Origin of the sequence: Microcella alkaliphila, from assembly GCF_002355395.1 — a bacterium.
Lineage (GTDB): Bacteria > Actinomycetota > Actinomycetes > Actinomycetales > Microbacteriaceae > Microcella > Microcella alkaliphila_A.
This window is the reverse complement of sequence record NZ_AP017315.1, coordinates 2,245,941-2,268,765: the sequence shown is the minus strand read 5'-3', so window position 1 is coordinate 2,268,765 and position 22,825 is coordinate 2,245,941. Positions and strand designations below refer to the sequence as shown.

Genomic DNA, 22,825 nt, shown 5'->3' with positions numbered 1-22,825 from the left:
CTGATCGCGCTGACCCCGACCCCTTCGACCACCGGAGCGCCGCCCCGTGAGCACACCCGCCGCTGTGCGCATCGTCGACACCGCCGACGTCGCCGACTCGGCCACGATCGGCGCCGGATCGTCGGTGTGGCACCTCGCCCAGGTGCGTGACAATGCGGTGCTCGGCCAGAACTGTGTCATCGGTCGCGGCGCCTACATCGGCACAGGTGTGAGACTCGGCGACAACTGCAAGGTGCAGAACTACGCGCTCGTCTACGAGCCGGCCGAACTCGGAGACGGTGTGTTCATCGGCCCGGCCGTCGTGCTGACGAACGACACCTACCCGCGTGCAGTGAATCCTGACGGAAGTCTCAAGAGCGCAAGCGATTGGGAGCCGGTCGGAGTGAGCATCCGAGAGGGCGCCTCGATCGGCGCGCGCGCCGTATGCGTCGCGCCGGTCACGATCGGACGGTGGGCGACGGTCGCCGCCGGCAGCGTCGTCACCCGCGACGTGCCCGACTTCGCACTCGTCGCCGGAGTTCCTGCCAAGCGACTCGGCTGGGTGGGGCGCTCCGGCGTACGCCTCGTCGAGGAAAGCGGCGCATGGGTATGCCCGCGGACGGGCGACCGCTACATCGAGCGCGATGGCGCTCTCATCGAGGAGGAGCCAGCGTGACCGCACCCCTGATACCCGCGGCGAAGCCCCAGGTGGGCTGGCGCGAGCGCCGGGCCGTCGACCGTGTCTTGCGTTCGGGCATGATCGCGCAGGGTCCCGAGGTCGCCGCGTTCGAGAGAGAGTTCGGTCAGCAGCTCGCCGGAGGCCGTGAGTGTGTCGCCGTGAACAGCGGCACCGCTGGGCAACACGTCGGCCAGCTCGCCGCCGGCGTCGGCCCCGGTGACGAGGTCATCGTGCCCTCGTTCACCTTCGCCGCGACGGGCAACTCGGTGGCGCTGACGGGCGCAACGCCGGTCTTCGTCGACATCGAGCCGGAGACCTTCGGCCTCGACCCGGCCGCCGTCGAGGCGGCGATCACCCCCCGTACGAAGGCGATCATGCCCGTGCACCTGTACGGTCATCCCGCCCGCATGCGCGAGCTGTCGGCGATCGCCGAGAAGCATGGCCTCGACATCTACGAGGATGCGGCCCAGGCCCACGGCGCATCCCTCGACGGCCGGCTTGTCGGCACCTGGGGCCGGTTCGCCATGTTCAGCCTGTACCCGACGAAGAACATGACCTCCGGCGAGGGCGGCATGATCGCCTGCGACACGCCGGAGCTCGTGCGCGCGGCGAAGCTCCTGCGCAACCAGGGCATGGAGAAGCAATACGAGAACGAGGTCGTCGGCTTCAACGCCCGCATGACCGACATTCACGCCGCCATCGGTCGCGTGCAGCTCACGCGCCTCACGGGGTGGACGGCGAAGCGGCAGCAGAACGCTGCGCTCTTCGACCGTGAGCTGCGCGGCGTCGTCACGCCCCCGGTCGCGCAGGGCGCCGTGCACGTCTACCACCAATACACGATTCGGGTGACGGATGATCGTGACGGCTTCGCGACAGCGCTGAGGGACGAGCACGGCGTCGGAAGCGGCATCTACTACCCGATTCCGAACCACCGCCTGCCGTCGCTCGCGCCGTACGCGCCAGGGCTCGACCTGCCCGAGACCGAGCGGGCCGCAGCCGAAGTCGTGTCGTTGCCCGTGCATCCGGCGCTGACGAAAAGGCAGCTCGAGCGCATCGTGACCGCGGTGAACACCGTGGCGAAGGCAGGGGCCTGATGGCGGACATGTTGCGGGCGGGTCTGCTCGGGGTGGGCATGATGGGCCGTCACCACGCGCGGGTGCTGCGCGAACTCGACGGTGTCGACCTCGTCGCGATCGCCGACCCCGGGGGAGACCCGCACGGGGTCGCGGGCGAGCTGCCGATCCTGCCCGACATCGACGCGCTGATCGCCGCGGACATCGACATCGCCGTGGTCGCCGTACCGACGGCGTTTCATGAGGCGGCGGCGCTGCGTCTCGCTGACGCGGGCGTGCACACGCTCGTCGAGAAGCCCATCGCCGACACCGTCGAGGCGGGGCAGCGCATGGTCGACGCCTTCGAGGCGGCGGGGCTCGTCGGCGCAGTCGGGCACATCGAGCGTTTCAACCCCGCTCTGCAGGAACTGCGTCGACGCCTGGCGGCCGGCGAACTCGGCGAGGTGTTCCAGGTCGCGACGAGGCGGCAAGGCCCCTTCCCGTCGCGCATCGCCGATGTCGGGGTCGCGAAAGACCTTGCCTCGCACGATGTCGACCTGACCGCGTGGGTCGTGCAGAGCGGCTACGAAACGGTGTTCGCGCAGACCGCCCACAAGAGCGGGCGCGAGCACGAAGACATGATCGCCGTCACAGGGCGCCTCGATAACGGCGTCGTCGTCAACCACCTCGTCAACTGGCTCAGCCCCATGAAGGAGCGCGTGACGACGGTGACCGGAGAGCTGGGCGCGCTCGTCGCCGACACATCCACCGGTGACCTCACCTTCTACGCCAACGGGACGATCCCGCTCGAGTGGGAATCGGTGACGGTGTTTCGCGGAGTGAGCGAAGGCGACATGATTCGCTACGCCTTCCCCAAGCGTGAACCCTTGCGGGTCGAGCTCGAGAACTTCCGCGACGCCGTGCTCGGTCACGAGACCGACGTCGTCACCATGCGTCAGGGGCTGCGCACCCTCGCCGTCGTCGAAAGCATGCTCGACTCGGCACGACGCGGCGAGGTCGTGACCCTTTAGCGTCATGCGGGTACTCATCGCCTCGCGCATCTACGCGCCCGAGCCGGGCGCCGCCCCCCAGCGGCTCGCCGCCGTCGCAGCGCACCTCGCCGATCACGGGCACGAGGTTGAGGTGGTGACCGCCCGCGTTCCGCGCGCGCTGCGCGGTACGGAACGCGAGTATCCCGGAGTGCGCGTACGCCGAGCGCCGGTGCTGCGCGACCGCGACGGTTTCGTGCGGGGGTACCTTCCGTACCTGAGCTTCGACATACCGCTCGTGTGGCGCCTGTTGACCGCGCGCCGCGCCGACGTCATCGTCGTCGAACCGCCTCCCACCACCGGTGCGGCGGTGCGCACCGTCGCGCGGTTGCGGCGCATCCCCGCCGTGTACTACGCGGCCGACATCCTCGCCGACGCCGCCGCCAGCGCGGGAATCTCAGACATCGTCGTGCGTGCCGTTCGCCGCCTCGAACGCTATGTCTGGAACGGATGCGCGGCGCTACTGGCCGTATCCGAACCGGTAGCGGCGCGAGTGCGCGCGCTCGGGGTTCCGGCCGATCGAGTGCGGCTCGTCGGCAACGGCATCGATTTGGGTGCCTACGGGGTCGTCGGTCCGGCTGTGCAGCGCGAAGAGCCGTACGCGTTGTACGCAGGCACCGCGTCGGAGGTTCACGGTGCGGCCATATTCGTCGAGGCGATGGCCGCGGTCGATACAGGTCACCTGGTCTTCCTCGGTTCGGGAACCGACCGCGCCGCGATGCGTCGCCTGGCCGATCAGATCGCGCCGGGTCGCGTGCACTTTCTCGACTCGGTGTCACCGGCCGAGGCCGCAGCCTGGTTTCGCGGTGCCGCAGTCGCCGTGGCGAGTGTGAAGCCCACCGGCGGCTACGAGTTCGCCTTCCCGACAAAGCTGTACGCGGCGGTCGCCTGCGGCACGCCCGTCCTGTTCACGGGCAGCGGCCCGGGCTCAGACTTCGCGGAGGCCAGCCCCTTCGGGGCGAGCGTTTCCTACGACATCGAATCGGTGGCCGCGCACCTTCGCGCGCACTTCGCGGAGCCCGCCACGCCGGACGAGCGTGCGCAGCTCGCCGCGTGGGCGGCCGGCACCGTATCGATGACCGCCATCGCCGAGCGCATCACCGATGTGCTTGCGGACGTCGTGCGCCCTGGTGCGCGCGGCGCTGTGGGACGATGAGACACCGCGCCGACGACGAGAAAGCTGCCCTGCCGTGAAGCTGATGTACACGACGCTGCGGCGCATCATGCCGCTCCTGCCCGACCGGGCGCGTGCGTTCCTCATCACCTACACGGTCATCACCTCCGGACTCGCCGTCCTCGATATCGGTGCACTCGCACTGCTCGCACTGTCGCTCACCTCGATGGTCGCCGGCGAGCCGGTGACCCTCCCGCTCGTCGGCGAGGTGCCGCCGAGCGGGTATGTGTGGATCCTGCTCGTCGTGTCGGGGCTCATCATTCTGAAGTCGTTCCTGTCGATCGTGCTGCAGTGGCGAGCCACGCGGCGGTTCGCCGCCTTCGAGCTCGAGATCGGCGACCGCCTCTTCGACGCGTACATTCGAGCCCCGTGGACGGAACGGCTGAAGCGCAACACCGCTCAGCTCGTACGGCTCGCCGACGTCGGCATCGCCAACGTCACCGCGGGGTTTCTCATCCCGATCTCGACGCTGCCGAGTCTCATCACCACCTTCGTCGCCGTGCTGATCGTGCTCGTCATCGCCCAGCCCGTCACCGCGGCGATCACGATCGGCTATCTCGGCCTCATCGCCGCGCTGCTCTACTACGTCGTGTCACGTCGTGCCGTGCAGGCTGGCCGGGTCAACCGCGACTACTCGTTCAAGGTCGCAACCCTGATGACCGACATGGTTTCGGCGTTGAAGGAGATCACCCTCGCCGGCAAGGCTCCCGAGGTCGCGAGGGTCGTCCATGACAACCGCATTCACACCACCCGCGCCCGGGCCAATATCAGCTTCCTGGGCATGGTGCCCCGCTTCGTGCTCGATGCCGCACTCGTCGGCGGTTTTCTGCTCGTGGGGGGTGTGGCCTACGCCACCGGCGGCGCGGCGGATGCCTTTGCGGCGGTCGCGCTGTTCGGCGTCGCCGGCTTCCGCATGATCCCCTCGCTGACGGGGTTCCAGTCGATCGTCTCCACAACGCACGCCAATGTGCCCCAGGTCGACGCCGTCGTGCGTGACATCACGGAGGCCCGTGACTACGTCGCGAACGCTGAGACGATCGGCCGCGAGCCTCTCGTCGCCGAGCCCTCCGAATTGCGTCTCACCGACGTCATCTTCACCTACCCCGGGTCTGACGCACCGGCTCTGCGCGACGTCAGCCTCAGCATCCCGATGGGGTCAACGGTGGGAATCGTGGGGGCGTCGGGCGCGGGCAAGTCGACCCTCGTCGACCTGATCCTCGGCCTGCTCGTGCCGTCCAGCGGTGAGGCGCGTGTGGGCGAGCAGAATCTGCGAGACGTCATGGCCGCCTGGCGGTCACGCGTCGGCTATGTGCCGCAGGACGTGGCCCTGTTCGACGGCACCATCGCGCAGAACGTCGCGCTCACCTGGTCGGGCGAGCTCGACGAAGCGCGCATCGAGACTGCGCTACGACGCGCGCAGCTGTGGAGCACCGTTGAGGCCCGGCCGGGCGGCATGCACGCTCGCGTCGGAGACCGCGGAATGGCTCTCTCGGGTGGGCAACGACAGCGGCTCGGTATCGCCCGTGCTCTCTACGACGACCCGCTCGTTCTCGTCATGGACGAGGCCACCAGCGCGCTCGACACGAAGACCGAGTCTGATGTCGCGCAGGCCATTCGTGCGCTTCGTGGTGACGTCACCGTCGTCGCCGTCGCCCACCGACTCAGCACCATTCGAGACAGCGATCAGGTCGTGTTCATGGCGGACGGCCGCGTTGAGGCCCGCGGCACCTTCGCCGAGTTGATCGCCGCCGTTCCCGACTTCGCTGTGCAGGCCCAGCTCGCCGGCTTCGCCACCGAATGACCGACGAACCGCTTCTCGACATCGTCGTTGCCGTGCACACCGCCCAGCGACCCGTGGAGCGGGCGGTAGGTTCAGCGCTCGCCGACACCGGGCTCCCCGTGCGGGTGACCGTGGTCACCCACGGCATCGCGGCGGAATCACTGAGGCCACGTCTCGCCGGCATCTCCGACGAGCGACTGCGAGTCATCGAACACCACGACGGCATCGCGAGCCCCGCGGGCCCCATGAATGCCGGGATGCTCGCCGCAACTGCGCGCTACGTGACCGTCATCGGCTCCGACGACTACTACGAAGCGGGCGCCCTCCAGGCCGCCCTGTCGCGGACGACGGAGGGTGCCGAGATCGTGATCCTGCCCATCCGGCGGGACAGTGGTGCGCGCGTGTCGACCCCGCTGCCGCGGTGGCGACGCACCCGCCGATTGCACCCGGCGCGTGATCGCCTCTTCACGCGCACGGCCCCACTCGCCGTCGTCCGTCGCGAACTCATGCTCGCCGACGGCGCGCCATTCACCGAAGGGTTGTCCAGCGGCGAAGACCTCGCGATCAGCACGCGCCTCTGGGCCGGCGGCGCGCGAATCGACTACGACGGTGCCGCGCCGGCCTACGTGATCGGTGCCGACGCGCCCGACCGAGTGACCGCCGCATTGCGGTCGCTCGGCGACGAGTTGCGGGCAGTGGAACTCGTTCTCACCGATCCCGAGGTGCGTGCCTACCCGCGAGCGGTGCGCCGGTCGCTCGCCGCGAAGGTCGCCCGCGTGCACGTCATCGGGGCGGTCGCCCGACGGCGCGGGGCCGAGCCGACGGTGGGGGAGCGAACCGTTCTCGCTCAACTCGCTCGCGAGCTGTCGCGCTTCGCGCCGGGGTATGCGGCGGCACTGTCGCGGGCGGAGAGCGGCGTGATCGAGGCGCTCGCCCACGACCTTCCGTGGATCGACGTGGTCGACCGCGACCGTGAGCGCGACGAGGGGTCGTGGCGCACCCGCGTGCTGCCGACCCGCCTCATCGACAGCCTGCGCACCGACACGGTGCTGCGCCGTTTCGTGCGCTACCGCCTCGAGCCGGGAGGCGGTCGATGACGCTGGTGGGGCGTGCGAGTGCGATCATCCCCGACACAGTGCTGGCAGCACTCCTGCCAGAGGGGCGTCGATTCGACCCCGGGGCCCTGCCTCCACGGCTCGAATTCGACTCGACGGCGGTCACCCGCGTCGCCATCGGCGCCGAGAACGCCGCGGGGCAGGGCGCCGCGTGGGCTGAGAGCCTGCGTCGCCACGCGCCCGGGGTCAGCGCGCGGTCTTTCGCGGTCGACCGGGGAGCTGCTTTCGGACACGAGGTCGATCTCGCGATCCCCGCTCCGGTCTTTGCGTGGTCCGCTCGGTGGCAGAAACGTCACCGCCGACAGGTGCTCGAAGAGGCTACTCACGTCCTGATCGAGGGTGCGCGACCGATTTTCGCCGGCGGGATACGCGGAGACGTTGTCGACGACGCCCGGCGCGTCCGCCGCGCCGGCCGCGAATTGGCGTTCGTGTGGCACGGCAGCGATATTCGCGACCCCGACGCGCACGCCGCCCGGCACGCCGACTCACCCTTCGCGACAGGGGCCATCACCGCGGACCTGTACCGCGACCTGCGCAGGCGCGTCGCCACCTCGCAGCGCCTCAGGCAGAGTGATCCCGCTCCGTCCTTCGTCTCCACCCCGGATCTGCTGAACGATGTGCCGGAGGCCCACTGGTTGCCCCTCGTCGTTGACGCACAGGCGTGGAGCACGGCTGGCGCCCCGTTCTCGCACGACGGGCGTCCCGTCGTCCTGCACGCGCCCAGCCGTGCGGCGCTCAAAGGGTCGGCGGTGATCGATCGTGTGCTTCGGAACCTCTCAGACGAGGGCCTCGTCGAATACCGACGCGTCTCAGGCGTGAGCCACGCCGAACTGCGCACGATGGTCACCGACTCAGATATCGTCGTCGACCAGCTGGGCCTCGGCTCGTACGGGGTGCTCGCGTGCGAGGCGATGGCGGCCGGCCGAGTGGTTGTCGGCGACCCGAGCGAACACGTCCGCGACATCGTGCGTCAGGAAACGGGGCTCGAACTGCCCATGCTGGTCACGAACGCCGCTCGCCTGGAGGCCAGCATGCGCGAACTGTGCGCGCATCCCGACGAAGCTCGCGCTCGCGCTGCCGCCGGCCCCGCGTTCGTCGCCGACGTGCACGACGGCCGGCGATCCTCAGCCACCATCATGAGCGTCTGCGGCGAAGGGCCGTCATCGACCAGGATGGACGCGTGAGTCGCCCGCAGATCGTCATCATCGCGTTCTCGCCGATCGCGACCGATGCTCGTGTGCTCAAGCAGGTGCGACTCGCGGCGGCACTGGGAGACGTGGTGACCTGCGGATACGGGCCGAAGCCGGCGGGCGTGGCCGCACACCATCGGATTCCGGACGACGCCGCCGTCTATCCGCTGAATGCCCGCCTGCTGGTGCTGGCCCAGCGCCGGCGCGCGCTGCGCAATGCGCCCGCGATGCGCTGGGTTCGCGCCGCCCTCGTCGGCCAGCGCGCCGACGCTGTCATCGTCAACGATCTCGATGCAGTGCCGCTCGCGCTCGACCTGTTCCCTGCAGAGAGGGTGCACGCCGACCTGCATGAATACACGCCTGGCCTGCTCTCGCACGACGCCGGCTGGCGGCGCCATCTGGCGCCGCTGTACCGCAGCATCGCGCGCCGGGAACTCGCCCGCACGGGATCCGTCTCCACAGTGGCCCCGATCATCCGCGACGCCTACGCCCAGTTGAGTCGTCGCAACGACATCGAGGTGGTGGTCAACGCGGCGCCCTACGCCGAGCGCACGCCCACGCCGGTCGCCTCGCCGATTCGCCTCGTGCACAGCGGGGTCGCCCAGCGAGGTCGCCACCTGGAACTCATGATCGACGCCGCTGCCCGCACGACGACCGCCGTAACGCTCGACCTGTACCTCATGCCCAACGACCCTGCCTACCTCGACGAGCTGCGCGACCGGGCGAAGAACGTGCCGGGCGTCACCGTGCACCCGGCGGTTCCCTATGAGCAACTCGGCGACACCCTTGCCGCGGGTGACGTCGGGGTATTCGTCCTGCCACCGACGACGCGAAACTTTGAGTGGGCACTGCCCAATAAGCTGTTCGACTTCGTGCAGGCACGACTGGGGGTGATCATCGGGCCGTCCAGTCAGATGGCGCACTACGTCGAGCGCTACTCGCTCGGCGTCGTCACCGCGGCGCCGACGGTCGACGCACTCGCCGACGCCCTCGACGCGCTCACGCCCGAGACGGTCACGCACTGGAAGGCCGCCGCTGATCGCGCCGCCCACGACCTCTCCGCCGAGGCAGCAGAGGGCCCATGGAGGCGCGCGCTCGTGAATCGCATCGGGGTCGCGGCATGAGCCGACCGCGTCTGCTCATCGCCAGTTTCTCGCCGCTCGCCGGCGACGCCCGCGTGCTCAAACAGATCGAGCGTTTTCGAGACGAGTATGACCTCGTCACCCTCGGGTACGGCGAGGCCCCGCTCGGTGTCGTCGAGCACTTGAGGGTCCCCGACGACGCCCCCGCCTGGCGGTGGCCGCGCGCCGCGCTGATCCTGCGGCAGTACCGCCGCGCGTACTGGGGCAACCCCGCCGTCGCGGCGGCGAGATCCCTGCTGGCCGAGCCCCGCGCATCCATCGATCTGGCCCTCGCGAACGACGTCGACACGGTGCCACTGGTCATGCGTTCCGTCGACCCGAGGCGAGTACACGTCGACCTGCATGAGTACGCGCCTCGGCAGCGCGAAGAGCTCCTCCGCTGGCGATTGTTCGTCGCGCCGTTCCTCCGCTGGATCCTCCGCACCTTCGTCACGAACGCCGCCTCGACCAGTACGGTCTCGGCGGGACTCGCACGCGCCTATCGCTCGGAGTTCGGGGTGTCGCCCACCGTGGTGACGAACGCGACGCCCTACCGGGAGGCCGAGCCCACGCCCGTCGGCGACCCCATTCGGCTTGTGCACAGCGGCGCGGCGCTGCCCAACCGCGCTCTCGAGCTCATGATCGACGCGGTCGAGGCCAGCACGACCAGCGTCACGCTCGACCTCTACCTCACCCCCAACGACCCGACCTATCTCGAGGCCCTGCGACAGCGATGTGCGCGCTCCACACGCTCTCGCCTCCACGATCCGGTGCCGTATGCCGACCTCGTCGACACCCTCGCGCACCATGACGTCGGGGTCTTCGTGCTCCCCCCGACGTCCTTCAATCACCGCTGGGCGCTCCCGAACAAACTCTTCGACTACGTCCAGGCGCGCCTTGGCATCATCGTCGGCCCCTCTCCCGAAATGTCGTCGATCGTCGACGAGCGAGGGCTGGGCGTTGTGTGCGGCGATTTCACCGCGGAGTCGCTGCGGCGAGCGCTCGAGGGGCTCACCCCCGTGCGGGTCGTCGAGATGAAGGCCGCCGCCCACCGTGCGGCAGCACCCCTCTCGGCGGCGCTCGAGGTCGAGAAGTGGGCCGCGGCGCTTGACGTCATTCGAGCGAGGGGTGCGCAGTGACCGGCGAAGACGGGGTTCTTGTCGATGTGATCATCGCCGTGCACAATGCCCGCCGCCCGGTGGGGAGAGCGGTTCGCTCGGCCTTGGTCGCGTCCGCACGAGCGCGGGTGACCGTGGTCTGCCACAACGTGGAATCCGCATCCATTGCCGCGGCAATCGGCGATGTCGCGCACGACCCCCGCGTCAGACTCATCGAACTCCACGATGGCATCGCGAGCCCCTCGGGACCTTTCAACGCAGGACTCGATGCGTCATCAGCTCAGTGGCTGGCGATCATGGGCAGTGACGACGAACTCGAGCGCGGGTCGGTCGACGCGTGGCTTGAGCGCGCTCACGAGACGGGGGCAGACGTCGTCTTGCCCACGATCGTGCGGCGCAGCCGTGTCGACCAGGTGGTTGCCACGCCGCCGGCGCGGCGAGGGCGCGACGACCGACTCGACGGAATCGCCGACCGCCTCGCGTACCGGAGCGCTCCACTCGGACTCATGAGGCGGAACGCCATCGACGGCATCCGATTGGCGCCAGGACAGTCGCCCGGAGGCGATGTCATCTTCACCTCGCGGCTGTATTTCTCCGACCGCGTGATCACCCGTCACCGCGGGCTCGGATACATCGTTCACGACGATGCCGACGATCGCGTGACTCTCGCGCCGCGAGGGGTCGCCCACGCGCTGCGGTTCGTGGATGACCTGCTCAGCGATCGCTGGTTTCGTGCCCAGCCGGAGAGCGTCCGGCGTGCCATCGTCGTCAAGACGCTTCGGGTGAACGTGCTCGGTCAATTCGTGAACCGTCCGATGCCGGAGCACTGGAACGATGACGAACGAGAAGAGCTGACCGGGATCGTTTCGCAGCTCGACATCGCGGGGCCCGGTGCACTCGCGCGTCTCTCGCGGGCCGACCGTCGACTACTCGACTCGCTGCACCCCGGCAGCGGTGTCGGCGCGGACGCCCTCGTCTCCCTGGCGAAAACACGGCGTCGATACGGGCTGCCCAGCACCCTGCTTCCGCGGCAGCTGCGCTACACCTTCGACCCGGAGGCGCCGATGCCGATGATGGTCGCGTCGTGGCACACAACCCGGCGTGACCAACGGGCTCGTCGTCGCCTCGGACGGGGGTGACCGTGGTGGGACGCTTTCGCGAACGTCTTCGAGCCGCGGTCGACCGCCTCCCGGAACCCGTCGCCGTGCGCCTGCGGCCTCGTCGCTATCGGTATGACCTGAGCGAGGTGCCACCCCCGCCGCCGCGTCTCGACGCGCCGACGCGCGTCACGATCGGCGCGACCAACTACGCCGCACAGGGGTACCTGCTCGCACGGGCCCTCGACCGGCTCGACCGGGTCGCCGCCATCAACGTGCACCAGCGGCCCGCAGGCGACACCTTCGGGTTCCCCGCCGACATCTCGGTCAGCGGCGACATCGTGCGCCTGTCGAGCCACTGGCGCCGTCGACAGTTCGCCGCGATCGCGGAACACTACAGCCACGTCATCGTCGAATCGGGCAGACCGATCTTCGGCACGCTGTTCGATCTCGACCCGGCTCGCGAGATTCACGCCCTCCGGCAGCGCGGAGTCGCCGTGGCGCACCTTGCGCACGGCAGTGATCTTCGGAGTCCGCGCATCCATCGCGAATTCAGTCGCCACTCTCCGTTTCACGACGACGATTGGGAGACGCGGGATGCGCTGCAGCAGGGCGCCGATCGCTACGCTCGCCTCCTCGCCGAGACCGGCGGCCCTGTGTTCGTGACCACACCCGACCTCCTCCGCGATCACCCTGACGCGCGCTGGCTGCCCGTCATGGTCGAGCCGGAACGGTGGGTGGCGTCCGAGCCACCACTTGCCCGACGGCGCCCGGTGGTGCTGCACGCGCCCACGAACCCCCGCATCAAGGGCACCGCCCTCATCGAGCCCGTCCTTCACCGGATGCACGCGGACGGCCTCATCGACTATCGTCCCGTTTCCGGTGTGCCTGCCGCCCAGATGCCGGACCTGGTTCGGTCGGCCGACATCGTGATCGATCAGGTGCGACTCGGCATTTACTCCGTTGCGGCGGTTGAGGCGATGGCCGCCGGACGAGTCGTCATCGCTCATCTGCACGACGACGTCGTTGCCCACGTCGAGGGTGTGACGGGAGAGCGTCCGCCGATCGTGTCGTGCTCCCCCGAGCAGCTCGGCAATCGCCTCGACAGCCTGATCTCCGACCGCGACGCGGCTCGAGAGCGCGCGTCCGCTGGTCCTGCTTTCGTGCGGCACGTTCACGACGGCACTCTCTCGGCGGGCGTCATCCACGGCGATTTTCTCGCGAGCGCGCCGTAGGGGCCGTTCGAACAACGAACGCCACACCGCCCACTTGCGCCCCACGCCGTTCACTTTCGGGTTACCCTGACAACGTCGCGCGCCGGGGGGCGCGACGATCTGGGGGGAACCATCATGAAGTCGCTGCGTCGCATCGTGGCCGTCGTCGCCAGCGCACTTCTGGTCGGCGCACTGATCGTCGCTACCGATGCGCCCGAGCCCGCGCAGGCGGTGAACGCGGCCGATTTCGATCCGGGCTACATCATTGCGGACCACCTGTTCTACGACGGCGCCGCGATGAGCGAGAGCGAGATTCAGCAGTTCCTGAATCGCCAGATCGGAACCTGCAACAACGCGAACTGCCTGAACATCTATCGCCAGTCCACCGGAGACCGTCCCGTGACGCCGCGGTGCAACGGCTACGCCGGTGCGAGCAATGAAACCGCGGCACGGATCATCTTCAAAGTTCAGCAGTCGTGCAACATCAGTGCGAAGGTCATCCTCGTCACCCTGCAGAAAGAGCAGAGCCTCGTCACGAGTCGGTCCCCTTCCAACTCGACACTCGAACGGGCAATGGGCTACTACTGCCCCGATGACCCCAGCCGTCCAGGATGGTGTCACCCCGATTTCGCGGGATTCTTCAACCAGGTCTACAACGCGGCGGCGCAATTCCAGCGCTATCGCCTCGAGCCACACAACTTCAGTCACCGTGTTCGCACGCAAGCCGTGCGATATCACCCCAACACGGCGTGCGGAAGCGTCACCGTGACCATCCGCAATGCCGCCACAGCGGGGCTGTACAACTACACCCCGTACACGCCGAACGCGGCAGCGATGAACAACCTCTTCGGGCTCGGTGATTCCTGTTCCGCGTACGGCAACCGCAACTTCTGGCGCATCTATTCGCAGTGGTTCGGCAGCCCGACCGGCTTCAACCCCACCAACGTCGGCGCCTCTCGTCTCGCCGGTGATGACCGCTACTCCACGAGCGTCGAGATTTCCAAAGCGACGTATCCCGACGGCGCCGCCGTCGTCTACGTTGCCGTCGGGTCCTCGTTCCCCGACGGGCTCGCCGCCGCCCCAGCCGCCGCCAACGCCGGCGCGCCTCTGCTTCTCACCCCGTCGACGGGCCTGCCCCCTGTGGTGCGCGCTGAGATTCAACGACTCGCACCCAGTCGCATCGTCGTCGTGGGCGGCACGGGAGTCATCCCGGGCGCGGTGGTCGACCAACTCCGTCCCCTCGCGCCCAGCATCCGTCGCGATTCGGGCGCAGACCGCTATACGACCGCGAACGAGGTCGCGCGCGCAGGTTTCCCCAGCGGCGCCTCCATTGCGTTTGTCGCCAGCGGTGCGAACTTCCCCGATGCGCTCGCCGCGAGCGCTGCGGCCGGAGCGCTCGGAGGGCCGGTCGTTCTCGTCCCCCCTGGGTCGACATCGATGCCGCAAGAGACGCGGCAGCTTCTGGGGTCGCTCGGTGTGCGCACCGTCGTACTCGCTGGGGGCACGGGAGTTCTGCCCGGCGGGTCATTCGTTGACTCCATACGGTCGATCTCCAGCGTGAACTCGGTGGTTCGTCAGGGCGGGCTGGACCGATACGCCACGGCGGCGGCCATCAACACCTACGCCTTCCCCGCAGCGGAGCGCGCATACCTTGCGAGCGGGACCAACTTCCCCGACGCTCTCAGTGCCGCTGCCGCCGCGGGAGCGACGCAGTCCCCGCTGCACCTCACCCCGGGCACCTGTATGCCCGCGGCGTCGGGAACGCACCTGGGCAACGCCGGCGTTCGCCACATCACGCTGGTTGGCGGTACGGCGATCGTCGCCGGCACGTCGCGCTCGTTCCAACCCTGTCTGTAGGGTGACGCCATGACGACGGGCGGTGTCCGCTGGGCTACACGGCACGGTCGTCTGGCGGTTGCCGCAGCATCGGTTGGGGCGCTCATTCTCGTCGAGGCGGTTGTGGCGGCGTCGCCGGCGCAGGCGACCGCCACCACACCGTGGGAGACGGTGGATGCCGTCACTGTCAGCGGCGAGGCCGAGGATGTGCCGGCCGAACTGGAGGCCGCTCTCGAACGGGACCTCGGAATGTCCGCCCGCGAGTACGTCGAACAATCGGAACGGGCCCGCGAGGCCGTCGACCGGATCGACTCCCTCCCTGCCGGCATCGACGTCCTCGGGGCTGAGCTGACGACCAAGGCTGTTGTCGTCTACCTCTCCGACCCGAATCAGGTTCCGATCGTGGAAGCCGAGGGGCTCGTTGCCGAAGTCGGCGAACCGCCGTCGCCGGACTACTCCGACGAACTGTTTCTGCCCGCCAACGACCTCCGCGGAGGATTGCCGTACTTCTTTCCGGGCGACGGGGGAGAGGGCTTTCGCTGCTCAGTCGGCTTCCCCGGCGTTGCAACCGCAACGGGGGCACCGCAGTTTCTGACCGCCGGCCACTGCGACGGTGACCTCTCGGGCACCCGCTCGATCATGACCGCGGTCTCGCCCGGCAACTTCCGCACGCCATTCGTGAACATCGGCGAGCCGATTCCCGACTCGCACGTGACGGGCGGAAACGGTACGTCTGGAGGGTGGGATCACGGTCTCGTCGGGGTCACGCGCTCCGGCTGGACCTCACGACCCGAGGTCGTCACCTGGGGTGGAGGTCAGGGTGGACCGCTGTCGTCGGCCCCGGTCATCGTGCGCGACGCGACCCGTGCCGTCGTCGGTGCTCCGATCTGTAAGTCGGGCGGGACGACGGGCTGGACCTGCGGCACGATCACCGCCGTCAACCAGAACCTGCGGGTCGGCGGGGCTGACGATCCCACCGCGTATCAGGTGAACGGCATCGTCGCGTCCATCTGCGTGCTCGGCGGAGACAGCGGAGGCGCCGCGCTCACCGGCACGACGGCGATCGGTGTGACGTCGGCCAGTAACTCGTCGGGGGGCTGCACGGCAGGAAGCCTCGGCGTGTTCGCTCCGCTGTACGCCTCCAGCGGCGCTAGCGCCGAGACCCTGTACCAGGGAGCATGGGAACCATCGATCGGTATATCGACGCCCCTCGTGACCACTCCGTCGACGACCGGAAGCTTCACCGGATCGACCATGCGAGGAACGCTGCAGCACGGTGGTCCGAGGCACCGCATCGAAGTCACGTTCAACGGCTCGGTCACGCGTACGGCAGCGGTAGCGTCGAATGGGTCATGGCAGGTCTCCGTACCGAACCTCCCCAACGGTGTGACCGCATACAGTGTTCGGGCGCGCTGGGGCGAACGCTCACTGTCGGCGGCACGCACGGGCAGCTGGTGGAACGTCAGTACCGCTCGGCTCGCCGGGCCCGATCGCTTCGCGACGGCCGTCGAAATCTCGCGCGCGGCCTTCCCCTCCGGCGCCCCCGTTGTGGTGATCGCGAATGGGCTCAGCTTTCCTGACGCACTGAGCGCGGGGCCCGCCGCCGTGCAATTGGGCGGACCGGTCCTGCTCGTCGGGCCCACGAGCATCCCGTCGGTCGTTCGAACCGAGCTCAATCGCCTGCGTCCTCAGCGCATTGTCGTCGTCGGCGGTACGGGGGTCGTGTCTGGTGCGGTTGCCACCGAGTTGCGCTCGTTCGCGTCGTCCCGCTCGGTGACCCGGCTCGGCGGCGCCGACCGCTACGCCACGTCGCGGGCGATCGCCGAATTCGCGTTCCCGCGCGCGTCGGAGGTCTACATCGCCACCGGCGCCGGATTCGCTGACGCGCTCTCTGCCGGTGCTGCGGGCGCGAACCGAGCGGCACCCGTCGTGCTGGTACCGGGAACGGCATCGACCGTCGACTCAGCGACGCGCAGCTTGCTCACCCGCATGCGCATTTCCCAGATCTACGTGGCAGGCGGAACGGGAGTGGTTTCCGGCGGCGTGGTGACGTCGTTGCGAACGGTCGCCCCGGTGACGCGCCTGGCCGGTGCCGACCGCTTCGCGACATCACTGGCCATCAACAAGCAGGCGGTTCGCGGCAGCGCGAGCGACGCGCTGGTGACGTACGGGCTGAACTTCCCCGACGCTCTCGCCGGCAGTGTGCTGGCCGGCGTGCGCGGCGCGCCCATGTACATCGCGCCCACCACCTGCGTTCCTCGAGACATGATCGCCCACATGCGCTCGCTCAGTGTGGGCCGCGTCACCCTGCTGGGAGGCTCTGGCGTGCTCTCCAGCGATGTGGGGCGTCTGCGCCCCTGCCCCTAGGCTTCTCGGGTGAGCGTTCTTGTCACGGGAGGGTCCGGGTACATCGGCGCGCACATCGTGCGCCAACTTCGCGATCGTGGGGACACGCCCGTCGTCGTCGACGACTTCGTCACCGGTCGACGGGAGCGCATCAGCGGCATACCGAGCGTCTCGCTCGATCTGGCTGGCCCGGATGCGCGTCGCGTACTGCGCGACGTCATCACCGAGCACGGTGTGACGGCCATCGTCCATCTCGCGGCCAGGAAGCAAGCGGGCGAGTCGGTGCAGCATCCGCTGGAGTACTACCGCGACAACACGCGAGCTCTGGCAGCGGTGCTGGCGGCCGCGCGCGACACCGCCGTGCGCGACGTCGTGTTCTCGTCGTCCGCCGCCGTGTACGGGGATGCGACGGCTGACGTCGATGAAGATGCCCCCGTGGCGCCCGCGAACCCGTATGGGCGCACGAAGCTGCTCGGGGAGTGGCTGGTGGCGGCCGCGGCACGCGCTCACGGGCTACGGGCCGTGAGTCTTCGCTATTTCAACGTTGCGGGGGCCCAGTGGCCCGACCTGGTTGACACGGCGGGCCTGAACCTGATTCCGATGGTGCTGGGGCGGCTGCGCGACGGACAGTCGCCTCGCATCTTCGGCGACGACTACGACACGCCAGACGGCACCTGCATCCGCGATTTCGTCCACGTGGCAGACGTGGCAGACGCACACCTCGCGGTGCTGGATGCGCTTCCCCGGCAACGCGAGCCGCATCGCGTTTTCAACGTCGGCACCGGGGTGGGAACAAGCGTCCGTGAGATCGTTGACGGATTGCGCGCGCGGCTTCCCGGAAGTCCGCCTGCGATCGTTCTTCCACGCAGAGAGGGTGACCCGCCGCGGGTCGTCGGAAACACGGCAGCGATCAGGCGTGCCCTGGATTGGCGCGCCCGACACTCGATCAACGATGTCCTCGACTCAGCCGTCGCGCGGGGCGAGTAACTGTCGCCAGGACCTGTTACGAGAGGCGGCCATAACGCTCAACACGAGCAACATTAGACCCAGCTCGAAGAGAAGATAGCTCTCGGTGATGCTCGTCGTGATGAGAAGCACCAGCACGAGAGCCGGCCACACGTACACGGTGCTCTTGCGCTGCGACGCGACGAGCCAGGCGCGCACGACGGCGAGCGCAAGCACCCCGCCGAGCACGACAGCGCCGATGACGCCCAGCTGCAACACGGTGTCGACGTAGGCGTTGAGCGCCGATGGCGGGCGCTCACCGAACGCGTCACGCACCGCGGCGAATGGAAATAGTTCGGGACGCCATGGACCTACCCAGCCAAAGCCTTCGAGCACGCGAGGCTCGACGAGGTCTTGAATCTGTGCCCACACACTGGTGCGCGACTGTACGTCGATGGCGGCGTCGGCGATTCCCACGAGTCGACCGCGGAAGGCCCACCCGAACGCGATGCCTACCACCGCGGTGATGAGCAGAGCTGCCTGGGTGCGTCTGCGGGCGCGGGCCGGCTGGCGGCGTACCACTACGAGGATGAGGCCGGCGGTCAACACAGCCGCGAGCACGAACCAGCTCACGGGAGAACGAGCGAACAGCAGACTGAGGCAGGCAAGTGCGAGCCCATACGTCGCAACACCGCTCGACACCGAACGAGTGCGGTATTCGATCCAGAACGTGATGATGGCCAGCGCCGCCACGAAGGCGAGCGAGTTCCGCGTTCCCGCGATGCCTTGTATCGGGCCACCGACGGCGAGGTTGCCCGCGATTCCAAGGAAGCTGATCGGAGCATCCAATAGAATCCCGGAGAGGATCTCGAGTGCGATGCCCACGGTCAGCACGCCCCGCAGAACGTTTCCGACGCTGCGGACCAATTGAATCCCATCGCGAACGAGGGCGATGTACACCCCCATGACGCCGAAACACAGTGCGTAAGCGACGCCCTGCACGGTGGCACCCGGATACGCGCTCCACAGCGTGCTGACCGCCATCACGCTGAACAGCCCAATGAGAGAAATCGGCAAGGTGCCGCGCCACTCGATACGTTCCGGCTGGGCGGTCAGAGAGGCGAGCCCGAGCGCCACCAGGCCCACCACGATGGCCAGGTACCCCGACCAGCCCAGCAGCGCTCGCAATACCGCTGCTGTCACCGCCGTGATCAGCATCGCCTCGGTCAGCGCCTGGCTGAATCGTGGCGAGCCCAGCACGCCTCGAATTACGGATGCGCGTGGAACAGCCATCACGAGGCCCGGTTGGGCGCGCGCACCGGAAGGGGAATCGACGGAGAAATCGGGGGAAGGCCCGCCCGCATCGACGCAACGGCGAAGAACGTGAAGAGCACGAGCCCCGCCTCGACGAGCAACCGCGACTCGGCGAAACTTTGCACGACGAGCAGCGTCATCACGAGCGCCGGGAGCAGACGGAGGGTCGGGGTGTGGGCCTGCTCGCCTTCCGCGGCGTCGATGGACCAGGAGGCGCATCGCAGCACCGCCGTCACGACTGCCACGGTGAACAGGGCGAGCCCGATCACGCCGAGCTGCACGGCAACGTCGAGCCAGGCGCTGTGTGCCTGGAGATACGTGACACCGTTGATGATGACCAGGTCATCGAAGGGCTCGACCCACGGTGCCCAGTAGCTCATCCAGCCCCACCCGAGTATCGGCCTCTCGGCCCAGAGCCCGATGACCTGCTCCCAGATGCCCAGCCGGTTGGTCAAGTCTCCGCTGCGACCGAGTAGATCGAGCAGTTGCTCGCGCAGCGCGATGGCGATGACGGTGCCGAGTACGCCGATTCCGACGGTCGCGACGTAGACCGTCTTCCGTCGGTGAGGGTAGCGCCGAGCGAGCACCACGACGCCGAGCGTGAAGGCGCACCCCGCCAGCACGACGGTAATGGTCGCTGATTCGGTGAAGAGAATCGTGACCACCGACGCGCCGAGCCAAAACCACCCGGTGACGATCGGTACCCGTCGGTCGACCAGTTGAATGGCGAAGACGATGAGCGCGAGTGCGGCGACGGTGCCCAGCAGGTTTGCGTTGCCTACGATGCCCTGAATGCGACCGCCGGCGAACACGTCGAAGAGGTCGCCGCGCGACCAGTAGAACGGCCCGGGAATCGGCGGTTCATACTCGACCCATAGCGGCAACACGGGGCGGCGGATGATGGTAGCCACGACGAACTCGAACACGAGCGAGAGCCCGATGATCCAGCGGGCCGCGACCCCGAGGGCTCGCAACAGTTGGTCGAGAGAGACGGTGGCGGCCATGATGACGCCGACGAACACCGTGGCGACGGTTGTCGACACGGCGAGCAGGGTCGTGAGCGGGTACGCCGACCAGATCGTCGACAGTGCGGCAATAAGGATGAACGCGGCGAGCGCGATCGGAATCCGTCGCGGATCAACGCGCGTCTTCACGGCAAGCGCAATCCACCCGATGAGCAGGACCCCGACGACGATGCCCCACCCCCACCAGCTGAGCAGGTACCGCCAGAAGTCGCCGGCAAGCAAGGTGAAGAGAGTCAGGGCGGTGAGCGCGACACGGCGTTCTCGCACCCATTTCATGGGCTCAAGCCTATCGGCGGGGTGAGGCGTGCCCGTCAGACGAAGGCGCTCACCCCCGTGATGGCGCGGCCCACGATGAGGCTGTTCATTTCGCGGGTGCCCTCGTAGCTGTAGAGAGCTTCGGCGTCGGCGAAGAAGCGAGCAACGTCGTAGTCGAGCACGATGCCGTTGCCACCGAGCACCTCGCGGCACAGCGCGACAACCTCGCGCATTGACGTCGTTGCGAACGCCTTCGCCATCGACGCGTGCTCGTCGCGCTGCTCGCCCGCATCGAGCATCTGCGAGACGCGCACACACAGGGCGATCGATGCCGTGATCTTGCCGAGGCAGCGGGCGAGCAGGTCTTGTACCAGCTGGTGGTGCGCGATCGGCTTACCGAACTGGTGGCGCTCCTTCGTGTACGCGACGGCGGCCTCGTAGGCGCCGATCGCGGTGCCGACGGCGGCCCACGCAACCTCGGCGCGCGTGAGGCGCAAGACGCTGGCCGTGTTCTTGAACGACTCGGCTTTCTCGAGCTTCAGGCTGTTCGGCACTCGCACGTCGGTGAGGGTGATGTCGGCGTTCTGCACGATGCGCAGTGCCTGCTTACGCTCGATCTTCGTTGCGACATAGCCGGGGGTGTCGGTCGGCACGATGAAGCCCTTGACCTGACCGTCTTCGGTGCTCTTTGCCCAGACGATCGTGATGTCGCTGAAGGTAGCGTTGCCGATCCAGCGCTTCTGGCCGTTCAACACCCAGCCGTCGCCGTCGGGGGTCGCCGTCGTGCGCAGACCCTGCGCGCTGTCGCTGCCCGACAGGGGCTCGGTCAGGCCGAACGCCCCGATGACCTCGCCGCTGCGCAGCTTCGGAAGCCACTCTGCGCGCTGCTCGTCTGAGCCGCACACACCGATCGACCCCATTGCGAGTCCGTTCTGCACGCCGACATACGTGGCAACGCTGGCGTCGACACGGGCCAGTTCAAGGGCCGTCCAGCCACCGTAGAGTGCCGAGTAGTCGCCGGTGCGGGTCTCGTCCCACAGTTCACCGAACGTCGGGTGCTTGTGCAGCACGTCGATGATCTCGCGGGGAAATTCCGCCTTCTCCCATGCGTCGTTGACGAGCGGCTTGAGGTGGTGCTCGATGTCCGCACGCAGGGCGGCCAAGGCGTCTTTCTCGTGATCGCGCAATTGCGCCTCGAAGCCGTAGAAGTCACTGATGAGGGGCTCGAAAGTCATGGTTCCACTATGGCGGGCAGCGCCTCCGGCGAGGCCGTTTTGTGACGAGAGCGCACCTCGATCGCGGGTACGAACATCCGTCGTTGTCGGCTGTCCACGATGGTTAGGCTCGGGCGTGTGATCCTTCGCATCGCCAACACCCCGCGTGACTACGCTTGGGGGTCGACGACCGCTATCGCCGAGTTGCTCGGGCGCGAGCCGTCGGGCGGGCCGGAGGCCGAGTACTGGCTCGGCGATCACCCGGCGTGCCCAGCCCTGGTTGTCGACCGCCCCGCTGTCGGGCGAACGCTCGTCGACGTCACGGCGTCTCTGCCTGAGGGCCGCCTGCCCTTCCTCATGAAGGTGCTCGCGGCGGCGGAGCCCCTGAGTTTGCAGGTGCATCCCACGCTCGCGCAGGCCGTCGAGGGCTTCGCGCGCGAGAACGCCGCGGGCATCGCCCTCGATGACACGCGACGGTCTTACAAAGATGACCTGCACAAGCCCGAGCTGATCTATGCACTGAGTGACCCGTTTATCGCCCTCAGCGGATTTCGGCCCGTCGCCGAGGCACGGCGCGAACTCGCAACGGTCGACGAGCCGTGTCTCAACGATTTCCTCACCCGCCTAAGCGGCGACGACGTGCTCGCCGATACCGTCGCCTGGCTTCTCAGCGGCGACCCCGACGTGGCTCACCTCTCGTGGGTTCTGGCCGAGGCCGCCGGCGACGACAGTGACCCGCACCCGGACGACCCGAACGGCACCTGGGCGACGGTGCGGCGCCTGGCCGCCCGCTACCCGGGTGACCCCGGCGTTGCGATCTCGACCCTCATGCACACGGTCGTCCTCCGGCCCGGTGAGTCGCTCTACCTCCCGGCCGGCAACCTGCACTCGTACCAAGAGGGCCTCGGTATCGAGGTGATGGCGGCGAGCGACAACGTGATCCGCGGAGGGTTGACCCCGAAGCACATCGACGTCGACGAACTGTTGGCCGTCCTCGACGCGCGTCCGCTACCCGCCCCGCGGCTCGAGCCGCAGGTCACCCAGCCCGGCCTCAGCGTCTTCCGGCCCGACGTGCCCGACTTCGCCCTCACCGTCGTCGAGGGGGAGGCGCTCGCCGACGGAGCGTTGATCGGTTCAGAGGGTCCGAGCATCCTGCTCTGCCTCGACGGTCAGGTGAGCGTCGACGGTCAGCAGACGGTCACCCGCGGGGACGCCCTCTACCTCTCGGCGGGGCCGTACGAGGTGAGCGGCACGGGTCGAGTCGTGATCGCGAGCGCGAACGACTGATCCTGCCCGGCGTCGCCGCGCGCACCGGTAGCGTT

Annotated in this window: 18 protein-coding genes; 15 read left to right on the top strand and 3 right to left on the bottom strand. The window is 68.4% G+C overall.

Annotated elements, in window-relative coordinates:
• Positions 1–46: 46 nt before the first annotated feature.
• The 14 genes from CPY97_RS11105 (at position 47) to galE (ending at position 17,737) form a co-directional block, all read left to right on the top strand.
• On the top strand, positions 47–655 hold the full coding sequence (locus tag CPY97_RS11105; RefSeq protein ID WP_096422748.1) for an acyltransferase: 609 nt from the start codon (positions 47–49) through the stop codon (positions 653–655).
• A complete protein-coding gene (locus tag CPY97_RS11100; RefSeq protein WP_096422746.1) occupies positions 652–1,752 on the top strand; it encodes a DegT/DnrJ/EryC1/StrS family aminotransferase in 1,101 nt (366 codons plus the stop codon). Before CPY97_RS11105 ends, CPY97_RS11100 begins: the two co-directional genes overlap by 4 nt.
• On the top strand, positions 1,752–2,741 hold the full coding sequence (locus tag CPY97_RS11095) for a Gfo/Idh/MocA family protein (RefSeq protein WP_096422744.1): 990 nt from the start codon (positions 1,752–1,754) through the stop codon (positions 2,739–2,741). The genes CPY97_RS11100 and CPY97_RS11095 overlap by 1 nt, the downstream gene beginning before the upstream one ends.
• Before the next feature lie 4 nt (positions 2,742–2,745).
• A complete protein-coding gene (locus CPY97_RS11090) occupies positions 2,746–3,915 on the top strand; it encodes a glycosyltransferase family 4 protein (RefSeq protein WP_096422742.1) in 1,170 nt (389 codons plus the stop codon).
• A 43-nt stretch (positions 3,916–3,958) separates the two neighbouring features.
• A complete protein-coding gene (locus CPY97_RS11085) occupies positions 3,959–5,734 on the top strand; it encodes an ABC transporter ATP-binding protein (RefSeq protein WP_231924092.1) in 1,776 nt (591 codons plus the stop codon).
• Positions 5,731–6,810, top strand: a complete 1,080-nt coding sequence (locus CPY97_RS11080; protein ID WP_096422738.1) for a glycosyltransferase — start codon at positions 5,731–5,733, stop codon at positions 6,808–6,810. The genes CPY97_RS11085 and CPY97_RS11080 overlap by 4 nt, the downstream gene beginning before the upstream one ends.
• Positions 6,807–8,012, top strand: a complete 1,206-nt coding sequence (locus CPY97_RS11075) for a glycosyltransferase (protein ID WP_096422736.1) — start codon at positions 6,807–6,809, stop codon at positions 8,010–8,012. The genes CPY97_RS11080 and CPY97_RS11075 overlap by 4 nt, the downstream gene beginning before the upstream one ends.
• Positions 8,009–9,142 (top strand): glycosyltransferase, encoded by a 1,134-nt coding sequence (locus tag CPY97_RS11070; RefSeq protein WP_096422734.1) that lies wholly within the window; start codon positions 8,009–8,011, stop codon positions 9,140–9,142. The genes CPY97_RS11075 and CPY97_RS11070 overlap by 4 nt, the downstream gene beginning before the upstream one ends.
• A complete protein-coding gene (locus CPY97_RS11065; RefSeq protein ID WP_096422732.1) occupies positions 9,139–10,278 on the top strand; it encodes a glycosyltransferase in 1,140 nt (379 codons plus the stop codon). Before CPY97_RS11070 ends, CPY97_RS11065 begins: the two co-directional genes overlap by 4 nt.
• On the top strand, positions 10,275–11,396 hold the full coding sequence (locus tag CPY97_RS11060) for a glycosyltransferase (RefSeq protein WP_096422730.1): 1,122 nt from the start codon (positions 10,275–10,277) through the stop codon (positions 11,394–11,396). Before CPY97_RS11065 ends, CPY97_RS11060 begins: the two co-directional genes overlap by 4 nt.
• Before the next feature lie 2 nt (positions 11,397–11,398).
• Positions 11,399–12,589 (top strand): hypothetical protein, encoded by a 1,191-nt coding sequence (locus CPY97_RS11055; RefSeq protein WP_150129265.1) that lies wholly within the window; start codon positions 11,399–11,401, stop codon positions 12,587–12,589.
• Positions 12,590–12,703: 114 nt separating this feature from the next.
• Positions 12,704–14,425 carry a cell wall-binding repeat-containing protein gene (locus CPY97_RS11050; protein WP_096422726.1) on the top strand — a complete coding sequence of 574 codons (1,722 nt, stop codon included), beginning with the start codon at positions 12,704–12,706 and terminating at the stop codon, positions 14,423–14,425.
• A gap of 9 nt (positions 14,426–14,434) precedes the next feature.
• Positions 14,435–16,771, top strand: coding sequence for a cell wall-binding repeat-containing protein (locus CPY97_RS11045; RefSeq protein ID WP_096422724.1), 2,337 nt, complete (start codon positions 14,435–14,437; stop codon positions 16,769–16,771).
• Positions 16,772–16,780: 9 nt separating this feature from the next.
• Positions 16,781–17,737, top strand: coding sequence for a UDP-glucose 4-epimerase GalE (gene galE / locus CPY97_RS11040; protein WP_096422722.1), 957 nt, complete (start codon positions 16,781–16,783; stop codon positions 17,735–17,737).
• Here the strand turns inward: galE and CPY97_RS11035 are convergent.
• The 3 genes from CPY97_RS11035 to CPY97_RS11025 are packed head-to-tail and all read right to left on the bottom strand — an operon-like array spanning position 17,714 to position 21,524.
• Complete coding sequence (locus tag CPY97_RS11035; RefSeq protein WP_150129264.1) at positions 17,714–18,988, bottom strand: exopolysaccharide production protein; 1,275 nt, start codon at positions 18,986–18,988, stop codon at positions 17,714–17,716. The two genes, galE and CPY97_RS11035, sit on opposite strands and share 24 nt — an antisense overlap.
• Positions 18,988–20,310, bottom strand: coding sequence for an O-antigen ligase family protein (locus CPY97_RS11030; RefSeq protein ID WP_096422718.1), 1,323 nt, complete (start codon positions 20,308–20,310; stop codon positions 18,988–18,990). Before CPY97_RS11030 ends, CPY97_RS11035 begins: the two co-directional genes overlap by 1 nt.
• A gap of 35 nt (positions 20,311–20,345) precedes the next feature.
• Positions 20,346–21,524 carry an acyl-CoA dehydrogenase family protein gene (locus tag CPY97_RS11025; RefSeq protein WP_096422716.1) on the bottom strand — a complete coding sequence of 393 codons (1,179 nt, stop codon included), beginning with the start codon at positions 21,522–21,524 and terminating at the stop codon, positions 20,346–20,348.
• Between the two features lie 117 nt (positions 21,525–21,641).
• On the opposite strand from CPY97_RS11025, the gene manA reads away from it, so the two are divergent.
• Positions 21,642–22,790, top strand: coding sequence for a mannose-6-phosphate isomerase, class I (manA, locus tag CPY97_RS11020; protein WP_096422714.1), 1,149 nt, complete (start codon positions 21,642–21,644; stop codon positions 22,788–22,790).
• The last annotated feature ends 35 nt before the right edge of the window (positions 22,791–22,825 follow it).

Excerpts from the sequence above, each read along its gene's own strand:
- CPY97_RS11095 (WP_096422744.1), top strand. The coding sequence starts at position 1,752 with ATGGCGGACATGTTGCGGGCGGGTCTGCTCGGGGTGGGCATGATGGGC.
- CPY97_RS11090 (WP_096422742.1), top strand. The coding sequence starts at position 2,746 with ATGCGGGTACTCATCGCCTCGCGCATCTACGCGCCCGAGCCGGGCGCC.
- CPY97_RS11085 (WP_231924092.1), top strand. The coding sequence starts at position 3,959 with ATGTACACGACGCTGCGGCGCATCATGCCGCTCCTGCCCGACCGGGCG.
- CPY97_RS11080 (WP_096422738.1), top strand. The coding sequence starts at position 5,731 with ATGACCGACGAACCGCTTCTCGACATCGTCGTTGCCGTGCACACCGCC.
- CPY97_RS11075 (WP_096422736.1), top strand. The coding sequence starts at position 6,807 with ATGACGCTGGTGGGGCGTGCGAGTGCGATCATCCCCGACACAGTGCTG.
- CPY97_RS11065 (WP_096422732.1), top strand. The coding sequence starts at position 9,139 with ATGAGCCGACCGCGTCTGCTCATCGCCAGTTTCTCGCCGCTCGCCGGC.
- CPY97_RS11050 (WP_096422726.1), top strand. The coding sequence starts at position 12,704 with ATGAAGTCGCTGCGTCGCATCGTGGCCGTCGTCGCCAGCGCACTTCTG.
- CPY97_RS11045 (WP_096422724.1), top strand. The coding sequence starts at position 14,435 with ATGACGACGGGCGGTGTCCGCTGGGCTACACGGCACGGTCGTCTGGCG.
- CPY97_RS11035 (WP_150129264.1), bottom strand. The coding sequence starts at position 18,988 with ATGGCTGTTCCACGCGCATCCGTAATTCGAGGCGTGCTGGGCTCGCCA.
- CPY97_RS11030 (WP_096422718.1), bottom strand. The coding sequence starts at position 20,310 with ATGAAATGGGTGCGAGAACGCCGTGTCGCGCTCACCGCCCTGACTCTC.
- CPY97_RS11025 (WP_096422716.1), bottom strand. The coding sequence starts at position 21,524 with ATGACTTTCGAGCCCCTCATCAGTGACTTCTACGGCTTCGAGGCGCAA.